General features: G+C 55.0%; 16 protein-coding genes. 13 read left to right on the forward strand and 3 right to left on the reverse strand.

Going from position 1 to position 12,543, the window contains the following annotated elements:
- Window positions 1-20: 20 nt before the first annotated feature.
- Both KZO34_RS14360 and KZO34_RS14365 read left to right on the forward strand, forming a co-directional pair.
- The gene (locus tag KZO34_RS14360) at window positions 21-359 is read left to right on the forward strand and encodes a zinc ribbon domain-containing protein YjdM (protein ID WP_219477537.1); all 339 of its coding nucleotides are present in this window, start codon (window positions 21-23) and stop codon (window positions 357-359) included.
- 37 nt (window positions 360-396) lie between these two features.
- Window positions 397-915, forward strand: a complete 519-nt coding sequence (locus tag KZO34_RS14365; protein WP_219477538.1) for a phosphate-starvation-inducible PsiE family protein — start codon at window positions 397-399, stop codon at window positions 913-915.
- Window positions 916-943: 28 nt separating this feature from the next.
- Here the strand turns inward: KZO34_RS14365 and KZO34_RS14370 are convergent, their stop codons facing one another.
- The gene (locus tag KZO34_RS14370) at window positions 944-1,711 is read right to left on the reverse strand and encodes a tellurite resistance TerB family protein (protein ID WP_257900433.1); all 768 of its coding nucleotides are present in this window, start codon (window positions 1,709-1,711) and stop codon (window positions 944-946) included.
- Window positions 1,712-1,915: 204 nt separating this feature from the next.
- Here KZO34_RS14370 and KZO34_RS14375 point away from each other — a divergent pair, with 204 nt between their 5' ends.
- The 8 genes from KZO34_RS14375 (at window position 1,916) to KZO34_RS14410 (ending at window position 8,082) form a co-directional block, all read left to right on the forward strand.
- On the forward strand, window positions 1,916-4,183 hold the full coding sequence (locus KZO34_RS14375) for a putative bifunctional diguanylate cyclase/phosphodiesterase (protein ID WP_219477539.1): 2,268 nt from the start codon (window positions 1,916-1,918) through the stop codon (window positions 4,181-4,183).
- Window positions 4,184-4,280: 97 nt separating this feature from the next.
- The gene (locus KZO34_RS14380; RefSeq protein WP_219477540.1) at window positions 4,281-4,775 is read left to right on the forward strand and encodes a copper chaperone PCu(A)C; all 495 of its coding nucleotides are present in this window, start codon (window positions 4,281-4,283) and stop codon (window positions 4,773-4,775) included.
- A 303-nt stretch (window positions 4,776-5,078) separates the two neighbouring features.
- Window positions 5,079-5,624, forward strand: a complete 546-nt coding sequence (locus KZO34_RS14385; protein ID WP_219477541.1) for a hypothetical protein — start codon at window positions 5,079-5,081, stop codon at window positions 5,622-5,624.
- A gap of 104 nt (window positions 5,625-5,728) precedes the next feature.
- Entirely contained in the window at window positions 5,729-6,055 is a 327-nt protein-coding gene (locus KZO34_RS14390) for a DUF2834 domain-containing protein (protein ID WP_219477542.1), read from the forward strand.
- A 194-nt stretch (window positions 6,056-6,249) separates the two neighbouring features.
- The gene (locus tag KZO34_RS14395) at window positions 6,250-6,609 is read left to right on the forward strand and encodes a nuclear transport factor 2 family protein (RefSeq protein ID WP_219477543.1); all 360 of its coding nucleotides are present in this window, start codon (window positions 6,250-6,252) and stop codon (window positions 6,607-6,609) included.
- 223 nt (window positions 6,610-6,832) lie between these two features.
- Window positions 6,833-7,201 carry a SpoIIAA family protein gene (locus tag KZO34_RS14400; RefSeq protein ID WP_219477544.1) on the forward strand — a complete coding sequence of 123 codons (369 nt, stop codon included), beginning with the start codon at window positions 6,833-6,835 and terminating at the stop codon, window positions 7,199-7,201.
- Window positions 7,202-7,344: 143 nt separating this feature from the next.
- Window positions 7,345-7,647 carry a hypothetical protein gene (locus KZO34_RS14405; protein WP_219477545.1) on the forward strand — a complete coding sequence of 101 codons (303 nt, stop codon included), beginning with the start codon at window positions 7,345-7,347 and terminating at the stop codon, window positions 7,645-7,647.
- Window positions 7,648-7,689: 42 nt separating this feature from the next.
- Window positions 7,690-8,082 carry a DUF2784 domain-containing protein gene (locus tag KZO34_RS14410; RefSeq protein WP_219477546.1) on the forward strand — a complete coding sequence of 131 codons (393 nt, stop codon included), beginning with the start codon at window positions 7,690-7,692 and terminating at the stop codon, window positions 8,080-8,082.
- A 13-nt stretch (window positions 8,083-8,095) separates the two neighbouring features.
- On the opposite strand, the gene KZO34_RS14415 is transcribed toward KZO34_RS14410, so the two are convergent.
- On the reverse strand, window positions 8,096-9,856 hold the full coding sequence (locus KZO34_RS14415; RefSeq protein WP_308318825.1) for a diguanylate cyclase: 1,761 nt from the start codon (window positions 9,854-9,856) through the stop codon (window positions 8,096-8,098).
- Between the two features lie 75 nt (window positions 9,857-9,931).
- On the reverse strand, window positions 9,932-10,753 hold the full coding sequence (locus KZO34_RS14420; protein WP_219477547.1) for a M90 family metallopeptidase: 822 nt from the start codon (window positions 10,751-10,753) through the stop codon (window positions 9,932-9,934).
- 66 nt (window positions 10,754-10,819) lie between these two features.
- Between KZO34_RS14420 and KZO34_RS14425 the strand changes: the two genes are divergently transcribed.
- The 3 genes from KZO34_RS14425 (at window position 10,820) to KZO34_RS14435 (ending at window position 12,537) form a co-directional block, all read left to right on the forward strand.
- Entirely contained in the window at window positions 10,820-11,491 is a 672-nt protein-coding gene (locus KZO34_RS14425; protein ID WP_219477548.1) for an SDR family oxidoreductase, read from the forward strand.
- 101 nt (window positions 11,492-11,592) lie between these two features.
- Window positions 11,593-12,048, forward strand: coding sequence for a CopD family protein (locus KZO34_RS14430; RefSeq protein WP_219477549.1), 456 nt, complete (start codon window positions 11,593-11,595; stop codon window positions 12,046-12,048).
- A gap of 36 nt (window positions 12,049-12,084) precedes the next feature.
- On the forward strand, window positions 12,085-12,537 hold the full coding sequence (locus tag KZO34_RS14435) for a MaoC/PaaZ C-terminal domain-containing protein (protein WP_219477550.1): 453 nt from the start codon (window positions 12,085-12,087) through the stop codon (window positions 12,535-12,537).
- The last annotated feature ends 6 nt before the right edge of the window (window positions 12,538-12,543 follow it).

Here is a 12,543-nt window from a genome sequence, read left to right on the forward strand (position 1 = left end):
ACTCTTTAAGGAAACCACTCATGGCCCAGCTTCCTCCCTGCCCGCAATGCAGCTCTGAATACACCTACGAAGACGGCGTTCAGCTCGTGTGTCCCGAGTGTGGTCATGAATGGTCGGAAGCCGAAACCGCCGCAGCCGAGGCAGGTGCGGTGGTCCGTGATGCCAACGGCAACGAACTGCAGGACGGCGATACGGTCACCGTGATCAAGGATCTGAAGGTCAAAGGGTCCAGCTCGGTTGTGAAGGTTGGAACCAAGGTGAAGAACATTCGTCTCGTGGACGGCGACCACGACATTGACTGCAAGATTGATGGGATTGGTGCGATGAAACTGAAATCGGAATTCGTAAAAAAAGTCTGATTTTAAAAGGCTTTTACAGGCTCTGCGGAGAGCGTCTATGGCTGAAGACGGTAGTGATGATCTGAAGGCAACTGCGCCAGTTATAGAAAAGAAGCACGAGTTGCATCAGGAACTCCCGGTTGATTTCCCCGATCCGTTCTTCCGGGCGCTGCACCATATCATTCGCTTTGCGATTCGGGTGCTGGCCCTGCTGATGGTCGCCGTCATCCTTTGGAGCGTTGGCGACGTCATTTACATTATTTATGAACGGCTGGTCGAACCGCCGTTTTTTCTTCTTACCATCAACGATATCTTTTACACGTTTGGCGGCTTCATGGCCGTGCTCATTGCTGTCGAGATTTTTATCAACATCCGGCTTTATCTGGGAACCAATATCTTCCCCGTCCAGTTGGTGGTTGCCACTGCTTTGATGGCGATTGCGAGGAAGGTGATTGTGCTGGACTTCGATGAGCTGACCCCGATGTACTTGCTCGGCATTGCGGCCACAACCCTGGCGTTAGGTGTTACCTACTGGTTGTTACGGCAGGGCCAGCAGTACGACAGGTGGGACGACTGAAGGCCTTACCGGTTAACCATTCGCTGCACTACGCCGTCGCTGACAGGACCTGTTGCTCAAGTTCTCTGGCCATGCCGGCCTCAAGGTTCAGGGCGCTGGCCAGCTGATCCAGCCAGGCCCGCTCCATCGGATTCTGCTCATCAATCATCGCTGCGCTGACAACGTAGATTTCCCGGCTTGCCTGGGGAGAGTCAGCGTTGCCGGCCAGTGCGTCGGCATCCAGCGGCGCGTCAAACTGCTGCTGTATCCAGGCATGCAGTTCGTCATCCGGCCCGAGTTTCTCGATCTCCCGGGTGAGCAGGGCGCGCTCATTGGCATCGATATGCCCATCTGCCCGGGCGGCCATAATCATGGCCTGCAGAATTTCCAGCCCTCGCTGTTCCTGTTCCTGACCCTGTAACTGTTCCAGCGGCTCACCCTGTTGCGAGCCGGCTGGCCGTCCGCCGCCCTGGGTATTGGATTGGTAGTTCTGATAGGCTTTCCAGGCCAGTACACCCACACCTGCCAGAGCCCCATACTTCAAGGCTGTCCCCCCCATCTTTCGGCCACGCTTGGAGCCCAGCATCAGCCCCAGGGCACCGCCGCCCAGCAGACTCTTCATGTCGACCATACTGCTGCCAGAGCCCTGTCCACCTCGGAATTGCGAGCTGACCTTGTCAACCATCTGGCCAACATCCATCGACCCGCCAGCTCCAGATTGACCGCTCTGGGCTTGTTTCATTACCTGATTGAGAACTGACATGACGTTCATGGTGCGCTCCTGCTGCTGGGTCCGTTTCTTAGGTTTCAGATTCATTCTAGGTCGGCTGTCCTGATGTATTCATTAAGCCAGGGTTACTCTGTTGTCACGCAATCGTGCCAAAGGTTCCGTTATCATCGGTTTTCAGTCGTTTAAATATTGACCAGAAAGTCTCAGGGCATACGAGGGAAGATACTCGGCCTATACTCTGTTCATTGGCTGGATGCCCTCGACATCTCGCGGGGACGCCCGGGAGGAAATTTGACAGCACTCAAGCGTAATATCTGGACGCTCTTCTGGCTGGTTTATGGCGGCGGCCTCGTCCTGTTGATTGTTCTCGTTTCGTCTTCCTGGCATGCCACGGTTGAACAGTATGAACGGCACCACGAAACCCGGGTGGAGTTTTTTGCCCAGTCGGTAGCCAGTATCCTTGGCACCCAGGAGCTGGTGCTGGATGTGATCGGACGTGAGCTGCTGCGCCGGAGTGAGTTCCCGGTAGAACCCCTGGCACTGCCGCTGCTGGACAGTGCCATGGAGTCCAGCCCGTCGCTCGCGGGTCTGGGGCTGGCCCGGCCTAACGGCCAATTGATTGCGCTCAGCTCTAACATCATTTTGGACCAGCTGCCCAATCTGATGGAGTCGGAGTACACGCGCCCGAGTTTTCAGCTCGCGCTGACCGAAGACAAGATGGTCCTGGGGCGTACCTACTTTTTCGAGCCTCTCGGTGAGTGGATCATTCCCGTCCGCAAGGCCTTGCGGAACGACGCCGGCGACGTGCTCGCGGTAATGACGGCCGGAATCCGGATTGAGGGCAAGAAAGGTATTTTCAGTAGCGATCGTCCCGATGACGAAAGCCTGATGCTCTTTCGTGAACGGGATGGCTATCTCCAGTTTCTTTCCCGTGAGGATGTCGGCCCGGAAGTCTATTCCACGATTCGGCGCCCTGATGAGCAAATCAGGTCAGACACCGAGCGCCTGGAGCGAGAGTCGGGGAAGAGCATCGAAGCCATTAAAAGAGATGGCAACACCGTTATCTATTACTCAGAGCGTGACAGTGGCAGTTATCTTGGCGCGGCTGTCTACGATTCACGGTTTGAACTGTGGGTGATCTCGGAATCCGGCATGGCGGCCGTCCTTCGGGAGTTCTTCAAACAACTGGCGATTTTCGTCGGGCTGTTCCTCTTGGTATCCGGCCTGCTCTACTACCTGTTTAGCCTGATTGACCGTGTCGAAAAGAAGCGGCGGGACGAGTTGTTCCATCAGTCCAGACATGACGACCTGACCGGCCTGATGAACCGGGTAGGCTTGATCGACGAGATTCACGCGCGGATTGATGCTCGAACGCCCTTCTGCATCGTACTCGTGGACATTGATAACTTCCGTGGTATCAACGATCGGTTTGGACAGGATTTCGGTGACAGAGTGCTGGCAGACTGGTCCCGATGCCTATGGCAGGCAGCCGGTGAGGAAGCTGTTGTGGCGAGTCTTGGCGGAGATGAGTTTGCGGTGGTTACGGGGATATCCGATGAACAGCAGGTTTACGAGTATTGCCAGAGCCTGTTGAGCGAGACGGGGCAGCGTGTCCTGAACGGAGCGCTCGGCATGCAGATCGGGGCCAGCATCGGCGCGGCGATTTTCCCGGCCAATGGCGATTCGTTCAGCAGCATCGTGCGCAGTGCCCACCTGGCGCTGCACAAGGCGAAAAAGAACCGCAACGACGTGTGCCTGTTCCAGAGCGACATTGAGACGCGATACCTGCGCCGGGTTCACATTGAGCAACGCCTGCGAGGTGCGCTCGAGCCACATCTGATCACCATGGCGTATCAGGCCCAGGTTGATGCCGAGGGCCGGGTTGTGGGTATGGAAGCTCTGGCGCGTTGGTATGACGATGAACTGGGCTACGTGCCGCCGGACGAGTTTGTATCGGTGGCCGAAGCCTCCGGCCTGATGGTTCAGCTCGGCAACTATGTTCTTGATCGCAGCCTGGAGGATTTCAGCGGCCTGCCACGGCACAAGGCCTTTCCGCTGGAGCTCTCCGTCAATATTTCAGTGCTGCAATTCATGCAGCCCGGGTTTGCGGAAACGGTTCTCGAAAAACTGCACCATCATCATGTGGCCCCAAACGAGTTGACCCTTGAGATTACCGAAACCATGTTCATGTCCCGGCAAAGCAAAATCCTGCCGGTGCTGAATCAGTTGCGGGAGTCCGGCATTCGGCTGTCCATGGACGATTTCGGCACTGGCTACTCGTCCCTGAGCCTGTTGCGCTCATTGCCGATTGATGAGCTGAAGGTCGACAAGATTTTTGTGGATAACATCAATGAGGATAAACAGGCCCGTAAAATGGTGGAGAGCATCATCGCCATCGCCCGCAACCACGAGATGGAACTGGTGGCCGAAGGTGTGGAGCACAAGGAGCAGGCGGATACGCTTATTGCCATAGGATGCCAACGATTCCAGGGCTTTTACTTCAGCCGGCCCGTGCCTATCGACGAGGTGAGGGAACTTCTCACCGCTGCCGTTGAATGACTCGCTGCGACGATTCGCCGCACAAAAACGCTTGTTCCTGCTCGCGCCTTCATTAAGCTCTGGCTAGAGACCTCATTGCCGAAGGACCCCCTGAACCATGAAAGTGAAAGCCCTCTTTGTTGCCTTGTTGCTTGCCCTGATGCCAGTGCTGGCTAGCGCCCATGACTACACCAAGGGCAATCTGAACATCGACCACCCCTGGAGCCGCCCAACCCCGCCGGGAACGCCCATGGGAGTTGGCTACCTGGCTATCACCAACACCAGCGACGTGGACCTTACCCTCACCGACGCAAAAACACCGCGGGCCGGCCACGTCTCGATTCACGAATCCAGCATGCGCGATGGCGTGATGAGCATGAAGCCAATGAAACAGGGGCTCACCATTCCGGCCGGTGAAACCGTGGAGCTGAAACCCCACGGCTATCACCTAATGCTGGAAAAACTGCCAGAACCCTTAGTAGAGGGTGAGCGCATCCCGCTCACACTGAAATTCGACAGTGGAGAAACGGTTCAGGTTGAGCTGAGCGTGGAGCCCCTGGATGGCGGCGGAATGAAGCAGACGATGGATCATTCCGGGCATCGGATGGAATGACGCGCACGCCGAAGGGCGGAGATATACGACAGTTGTCGCAAAACCCCATGAAAATGGGGTTTTTCTTTTTCAACCTACTGAAAAGTATGAAATAGTGGAATGGGTGCGGTGGAAATAAGCGAACTGAAGTTCTCGGTAAAAAAACGACAATTGACGCTTATCTCCGGAAGGTTTACTTTAAAGTCTGCCTATCTTTATGAATTTAAATAACAAATATTTTTTGGGCTTTCGTGGCGCGGACATAGGCGCGTTGGGGATAGGCGTCATTTGTCGTTGAATTAGCTGTTATTTTTTAGGTGGCATATGGAAGCATCGTTAATTTTATCTTTGTTTTCTCTATTGATCGCGACATGCGGGTTTATATATTCCGCATACAATATTGAGAGAGATAAGGCCAAAGTAAAAGCTTGGGCGGAAGTTGTATCACACTCAAACTTTGACGAAAGCGGCACAAGGTTCAACGTATTTAAGGTGACCGTGGCTAATGTCGGTAGAAGACCAATTATAATTAAAGGTTTTAAAATTCAGGCAAAGGGTTTGAGCTTTGATATTCCAGCAAAGGATCCAGATTTTGATGTAGTTTACGAGATCGGTCCAGATGGGGATAATAAAAAAGTTCTGGACTCGATAAGGCATGATTTTTCCAAAAAGAATACTTGCGTTGCTTTAAAGGAAGGCGATTTTTTTGAAAACGAACTATCAGAGGAAAACTCTTACAATGACATGATTGCCTTTATAGACGGGGAGTTCTATGAAGGCGAAATGGTTTATGTAGAAGACATTCAGGGGCGACTTTATATGATTGAAGATTGCAAGAATAAAATGTCACTTTTTCACAAAAAAACATAACAATCGCAGGCATGGCGACGTCTTTTCCATTGCGGCTCCGCCTCCATTACAAAGCCGCGCATGCTGCGGGCGTTATATTTCTTAAACCTCAATCAAGGAAGATCATGAGAATATCGACATTACCCCTAATCGTTCTCTGCCTATTCATGGGCTTCACCTTTTGGGTTATGGCAGGCGCAGAACAGTCGCTTCTGGCTTTCGGTGTCCAACTGATGTCTAGCCCGGACACCGCCCAGGTTGTCATAGATCTCTACATTCTCGCCGCGTTGGCCTGTGTTTGGATGTATCAAGACGCCAAAAGCCGCGGCAAAGGGTTGGGCTATCTCATCCCGTTTTTCGTTCTGACAGCGGTGTTCGTATCTGCAGGTCCGCTACTATATTTGGTGTTGCGTGGTGGGCGAGAGCCTGAAGTCGAAGTCAGCAAAATATAACCAACCGCAGCAATACGCGGCGATGGCTATCGGGCGCGTTTCCCCGGACGCGGGTGGCTGGGCTATACCCCACATCAGGTTCGTCGATTGTTGATCCTGTAAAAGACAATAGATATTCGGCATACAGGAACTATATTTTAAGCGCAGTAGGGCGAGTTTTTTTGACGCTAACCCATTACAGGAGGGTGGCGAGGATGAGTTTGTCGGATATTGTGCAAAGAGGTTGGGAGGCGGTAGGTTCAGGCAATTTCGACGCGTTGGTATCTGATTATGTTGATGATATGAAATTCATCATGCCGGGGCAGACCAACGTGCTGAGTGGCAGAAGTTCTTTTCGTGCGGCGCTTGATGGCCTGGGTGAACTACTCCCTCCCGGATTCGAAATCAACGGCTTACGTCACATTGAAGGAAACAGTGAAGTTGTTTCAATAGTTGAATGGAAATCAGAAAAAATTGATGCCTCCCAACTTGCAGTGCTCTTCAAATTTGACGGCGAAAAAATCCATGAAGAACGTTGGTTTATTGATACTGAACAGTGGAATAACGCGTTCTAGGCGCCAGATGACTTGACCTTCAACGGCCTCTGATTCTGAGGGCGCCGTATGTATCTGAAGGGTATTTGGGGGCTCAGGCGTTCATGGTAACTCAGCCCGACTAACCTATACTGTGGACATTGTTCGCGCATCTCAGGTTGAGGATGCGGCAGAGAGCAATACCGAAAGGGGCTTGGCTGACGGTGATCGTGTTGAGGTCCCTTGGCCAAGGGAGGGTAAAAGCATGATCGAGCACACTCTGGATACTGCCCACTCCATTCTTTATGTCCGGCCAACGTCCTCGCTGGAGAAGGGCGATTTCGAGCAGCTTGCGGAAACGGCGGATCCCTTCATTGAGAAAACGGGATCGCTGGAAGGTCTCATTATCAGTAGCCCGTCCTTTCCTGGATGGAAAAGCATTGGTGCGATGGTTACCCATTTTCGCTTTGTAAGAGACCATCACAAATTCATCAGGAAAGTTGCCCTGGTAACGGATTCCTCCCTTGGCGACATAGGGGAACATCTGGCGTCACATTTCCTGTCTGCAGATATCAAGCACTTTGCCGTGGGGGAACTCAAAGCCGCGGAACAGTGGGTGATGGGTAACGGTTAGACCGGTTATATTAAGAGTCTAAAATAGATGCGTATTATCTTTAATATGTAGTCATTGCGTATATGAGGAGGCATCTGGTGCGGTTTGTTTACGGGATAGACCCGGGAACAATATTGAACTGGAAACTAAAAAGGAGCTTTGGAATGCCTACATCAGCAATCTATTCAGCAAAGGTTGAGGCGGGTGATGGCTTTGCTGCCCCGGCCGCTCTGGCCGGCCTGCCGGGATGGACGGTCTTCAAACAGCAACAAACTGAGATCTATGAGATTACTCACAATCTCAACCTGAATGATCCTGCGCTCGACATGCAGGTCGTTGCTACCTCCATGACGCCGGGGGTTAGTGTGGTGGTTGAAAGTGTCGACGCCAATTCGTTCAGGGTATCGGCCTGGACAAGTCAGCTTGCGGCTGCAGAAACGGACTTTATGTTTATTGCCCATTGCTGAGAAAGTGCCAAGCCGGGCCGAGGCATAGTGTCTGGTGAATCCATGTTTTCAGGCTCGGTTTATATAGTGCTGGCAGACTCACTGCTCGTTTTGCATGTGGTATTCGTGGCATTTGTGGTTCTGGGTCTGCTGGCCATTTACATGGGCCATTTCCTGAATTGGGAGTGGGTTCGGAGCTTCTGGTTCCGGATGTGTCACCTGATCGCGATCGGCATAGTGGTCGTGCAATCCTGGCTCGGGGTGATCTGCCCGCTGACAACCTGGGAAATGACGCTCAGGGACAAGGCAGGCGAGGCCAGTTACGACGGCTCGTTCATTCAGCACTGGCTGCACGCCATTCTCTACTACAGTGCCCCGGAGTGGGTGTTCATCCTCAGCTATAGCCTGTTTGCTGGTCTGGTTCTGCTCAGCTGGTTTCTGATTCGGCCCCGCTGAGCGTCGGCCAGGTTCAGACCGCCACGGCCGGAGCCGAGGCGTCCGAGGCGTTACCAGCGCAAACCAGGTTGCGGCCCTCAAGTTTGGCCTGGTAGAGCGCCTGATCGGCGATCATGATGGTTTTATCGAGGCTTACCTCTTCCGAGTCGCGGTTGGCGACGCCAACGCTGATGGTGCAGTGAATGATGTCCGCGTCTTCGTGGATGGTGAGTGCTTCAACGTTCTGGCGGAGCCGTTCGGCAACGTTGCACGCTTCCGGAAGGTCGGTCTCCGGTAACAGTAAAACGAACTCCTCTCCACCCCATCGGGCCAGCAAATCCTCCTGACGTCGGGAGTTATCGAGTACCTTGGCGATCTTGCGCAGTATCCGGTCCCCGGCGGCGTGGCCGTATTGGTCGTTGATCATTTTGAAGTGGTCTATGTCGATCATGGCCACGCACATATCCCGATTGTTCCGTTTGACCAGGCTCCAAAGCGATTCCGCCACCGGCAGGAACCCCCGCCGGTTCTCGAGGCCCGTCAGGTGGTCCACCTGTGCTTTCCGTTCCGCCGCCATCCGGGCGTGCTGGGTTTGCCGGACCAGATCCGCCAGTGCCAGGGCCAGCAGCATGGCGTCCAGCACCATGCCGATGTCCACGGCGTAAAAGCCAATCTGACTGTACGGTAGAACGCCGTATACGGTGAGTGCGGTAATGGAGGCGCCAATCGCGGAGGCGAGTGTGCCAAGCAGGTAGTAGCGTGCGGATCTTATGCCGTTCAGCCAGCTGGACACGCCAAGGTACAGCATCAATCCGGTGAACACCGGAACGAGGGAGAAGGCAAGTGTCAGTGCCCAGCCCCGCTCGCCCAGATAATAGCAGGCTACAAACAGTGCAAAGTAGATCGCGCAGACCGTCTGGATGGCCCTGAATAACTGGCGCCGCCGGAGTTTCACCTTCAGGAAACTGGTGGCGAAGGCCAGGCCGGAAAAGGCGAAGCAGAGCATTAACAACGGCGGTGCCCACTGTTGCCAGACCACGGCTGACGGCCAGATCAGCAGCATACCGATGCCCCCGTAGGAGGCTGTCATGAAGATGAACATGACCATATAAATGCTGTAGAGCAGGTATCGTCTGCGTCGGAGACCGGTGAACAGCATCAGGTTGTAGGCAGCAAGTGAAAACATGACGCCGTAGACGAAGCTGTAGAAAGCGGTTTCGAACTGTTCCTGATTGTGACCCGCCCCAACGCTGGAGAAATAGAAGGGGACGACCACCGGGTCGGCGGTTTCAACTCGTAAAAACAGGCGCGTTGTCCCGGGCGGGAATGCGTAGTTGATTGTGGGAACGCGAGTGGGAGAGGAGCGCTTGTGAACGGGAATGCTGTCGCCACTGATAAAGCGCCGGGGCGAGCGCCCCTCGGCCATGACGTAGAAGTCGACCCGATCAAGCCAGCCGATACGCACGGACATGCGTCGGGTAATGGCCTCGCCGTTCCGGTTTACTACGTCGGCCACCAACCAGACTGCACCGGAATCGATGCCGTTGGCCATGACGCGTTCGTCAGTACGTTGCACACGCCCCGGCATCTCGCGAATCAGGAACTGGATATCACCAACTGAGAGCTCCTCACCTTGCTCCTCGATAAACGCCATTCGATGCGCGATGGCGCCGTGATAGCCCATTCGGGCATCCAGCACGGGCACTGGCTGGTCATTGTCGGTTGAGGCACCGAACGCACCAGTGGCAAGGATGAGCAGGAGCAGCAGGTTGAGTAGCGTCCAATACCGTCGCACGTGGTTTTACATCCGTTTAAAACTGTCTTCATAGATTATATGCAAACGTGGTGTATGTCATGGTTCAGGACAGGTTTAGGACAGGTCCAGTGGGTCCACGCGGTAATAATCGCAAAGTACCGAATACACGGCCGGTTGTGTGTTCTTCAGGTGGAGGGGTTGCTGGTAGAAGGCTTCGGTCAGTACCGCGAAGAATTCCGCTGGCTGGGTGGCTCCGTAGGGATCCAGCCACCCCTGATGGTGATGCCTTAGGGAATACCGGAGGTTTTCGTAGGCTTTGGTCATGGTGTGCTGCCATTCTTCAGCCTGTTTCCCGCTGAGCGGTGGAGCACCATCGGCGGTGCCGTCGAGGTAGTCCAGCTGGTGGGCAAACTCATGGAGTATGACGTTGTGGGGCCCTTCCGGATTCATGGCTCCCTCCTCACATTCGGACCACGCCAATACGACCTGACCTCTAGAAGACGCTTCGCCGGCGCGAATCTGCTCGCTGACGCTCACCACCATACCGTCCCGCTCCGGAGCCTGAACCCGGTACACATCCGGATACACCAGTATGCTGCGGATCTCATCGTACTCCCTGAACGGGCGGGCGAGGATGAGCAGGCAGGCATGTCCGGCAACGGTGATTCTTACCCGATCGTTCACCTCGAAGCCGTCGCAGCCGTAGAATGTTTTCTCCGCAAGGAACAGTTGAACGTGCTGTTCAAGGCGACTTTTCAGATCTGCGGGCAGTTTGCGGTAGAGGGGCACCGAGGCAGTCATTTCCCGTCGCCAGGCCTCCGGAAACGGCTGCTTCAGTTGTCGCTTCCGGCGCCAGTCCTGGTAAAAAAACAGATAGAATACCGCCAGTGCTATGAAGGTCACTGCAAACAGCGCAAATACAAACAGGGCTGACATTCCGTATGATTCCACTCTGGATGGGGCTCTCGCCATCTTACCTTAAACCATCTCCAGGAGGCTGCCATGTCAGAGAAACAAACCGTAGTGATCACAGGGGCCAATCGTGGTATCGGTCTTGAACTCGCCCGGCAATATGCCGCCAGGGGCTGTCACGTAATCGGTGTCTGTCGGGAGGCATCCGGCGAGCTGTCCGACATCGCGGCCCGGGTCATTGACGGCGTGGACGTGACCACTGAGGCCGGCATCCAGCGCCTGACCAGTGCCGTCGACGCTCAGCGGATTGATCTGCTGATCAACAACGCTGGCCTGTTGCAGGACGAAAAGCTCGGCAGCATCGATTTCGATTCCATCCGCACTCAGATGGAGGTTAATGCCTACGCGCCGCTCCGGGTTACCGAGGCGCTGGTATCGCACATCCCCTTTGGCGGCAAGATTGCCAACATCACCAGCCGTATGGGGTCCATTGCCGATAACGATTCAGGCGGTCGCTATGGTTACCGGGCCTCGAAAGCGGCGCTCAATGCCTTTGGCAAGTCGCTGGCTATGGATCTGAAATCAAAAGGCATTGCGGTGGCCCAATTACACCCGGGGTATGTGCAGACGCGCATGGTGAATTTTGGTGGGTTGATCACGCCCGAGGAGTCCGCCGAGGGACTGGCAGCCAGGATTGACGGGCTCAATCTTGAGAACACGGGCTCATTCTGGCATAGCAACGGTGATGAGCTGCCGTGGTAAGGTAGCCCGGGATTTCAAGTCGCCGGTTGTATTGTGCATCGGGCGAAAGCGGGGTGTCCTCGGGGCAATCCGGAACAGGTCGTATCAACAGGAGTTTGCTGATGAGTCTGGCGATTGCCTTGCATGTGTTGTCTGCGGTGGTCTGGGTAGGGGGGATGTTCTTCGCCTACATGGCCATGCGCCCGGCTGTGGTCGAAGTGATTGAAGTGAGCCAGCGCGGCGCACTCTGGTGCCGTACCCTGTCCCGTTTTTTTCGCTGGGTATGGCTGGCGGCTGTGCTCTTGCTGGTGACCGGGTATTGGATGGTTTTCAGTGTCTTCGGCGGTATGGCCGGTGCGGGCTGGCACATTCACGTGATGCAGACTCTGGGGCTGATCATGATGCTGTTGTTCTTCCACGTGTACTTTGCCCCCTTCCGTCGGCTGAAGCAGGCGGTGGCCGAGAAGGATCCCCAGGAGGGTGGTCGCCGGGTCGGCCAGATCCGAAAGCTGGTCGGCGTTAATCTGATTCTTGGGTTGATTGTGGTTGCGGTCGGCGCGGGTGGCCGGTATCTGTAATTCCCTTCTGAGGGCGGGCAACCGGGGAAACACAACATGTCTGACATTCGGCAAAAGACCCTGGAAGGGCTGGAGGTTGGCGACCAATTCACGCTGACCCGAACCTTCACTGAAACTGAAACGATGACCTTCGGCGAGATCAGCCGCGACCATAACCCGATTCACTATGATGAGCGTTTTGTCAGGGCCAAGGGCCTTCAGGGTCGCATCTGCCACGGCCTGCTGGTCGGCGGCATGATCACCGAGGTGGGTGGGCAGATCGGCTGGCTCGCGTCCGGAATGAACTTCCGGTTCCGACGGCCAGTGTATTTTGGTGACACCGTCACCTGTGTGTTCACGATCACCGAGGTGGACGACAAGAACAGGGCCAGAGCGGAAGCGGTGCTCTCCAATCAGCATGGAGACGTGGTGATTGAGGCGTGGCTGACCGGCGTTTTGCCGGGCCCCGTGGAACGGAATATTCTGGCCAGCCTGCTGGCTGGCGACTAAATCACG

Source organism: Marinobacter sp. F4206 (genome assembly GCF_019392195.1).
GTDB lineage: Bacteria > Pseudomonadota > Gammaproteobacteria > Pseudomonadales > Oleiphilaceae > Marinobacter.

Bases quoted from the DNA above. Each gene is read 5' to 3' on its own strand.
- KZO34_RS14400 (WP_219477544.1), top strand. From the start codon at position 6,833: ATGATCGAGCACACTCTGGATACTGCCCACTCCATTCTTTATGTCCGG.
- KZO34_RS14435 (WP_219477550.1), top strand. From the start codon at position 12,085: ATGTCTGACATTCGGCAAAAGACCCTGGAAGGGCTGGAGGTTGGCGAC.
- KZO34_RS14425 (WP_219477548.1), top strand. From the start codon at position 10,820: ATGTCAGAGAAACAAACCGTAGTGATCACAGGGGCCAATCGTGGTATC.
- KZO34_RS14410 (WP_219477546.1), top strand. From the start codon at position 7,690: ATGTTTTCAGGCTCGGTTTATATAGTGCTGGCAGACTCACTGCTCGTT.
- KZO34_RS14385 (WP_219477541.1), top strand. From the start codon at position 5,079: ATGGAAGCATCGTTAATTTTATCTTTGTTTTCTCTATTGATCGCGACA.
- KZO34_RS14365 (WP_219477538.1), top strand. From the start codon at position 397: ATGGCTGAAGACGGTAGTGATGATCTGAAGGCAACTGCGCCAGTTATA.
- KZO34_RS14420 (WP_219477547.1), bottom strand. From the start codon at position 10,753: ATGTCAGCCCTGTTTGTATTTGCGCTGTTTGCAGTGACCTTCATAGCA.
- KZO34_RS14395 (WP_219477543.1), top strand. From the start codon at position 6,250: ATGAGTTTGTCGGATATTGTGCAAAGAGGTTGGGAGGCGGTAGGTTCA.
- KZO34_RS14380 (WP_219477540.1), top strand. From the start codon at position 4,281: ATGAAAGTGAAAGCCCTCTTTGTTGCCTTGTTGCTTGCCCTGATGCCA.
- KZO34_RS14360 (WP_219477537.1), top strand. From the start codon at position 21: ATGGCCCAGCTTCCTCCCTGCCCGCAATGCAGCTCTGAATACACCTAC.
- KZO34_RS14405 (WP_219477545.1), top strand. From the start codon at position 7,345: ATGCCTACATCAGCAATCTATTCAGCAAAGGTTGAGGCGGGTGATGGC.
- KZO34_RS14370 (WP_257900433.1), bottom strand. From the start codon at position 1,711: ATGAATCTGAAACCTAAGAAACGGACCCAGCAGCAGGAGCGCACCATG.
- KZO34_RS14390 (WP_219477542.1), top strand. From the start codon at position 5,729: ATGAGAATATCGACATTACCCCTAATCGTTCTCTGCCTATTCATGGGC.
- KZO34_RS14430 (WP_219477549.1), top strand. From the start codon at position 11,593: ATGAGTCTGGCGATTGCCTTGCATGTGTTGTCTGCGGTGGTCTGGGTA.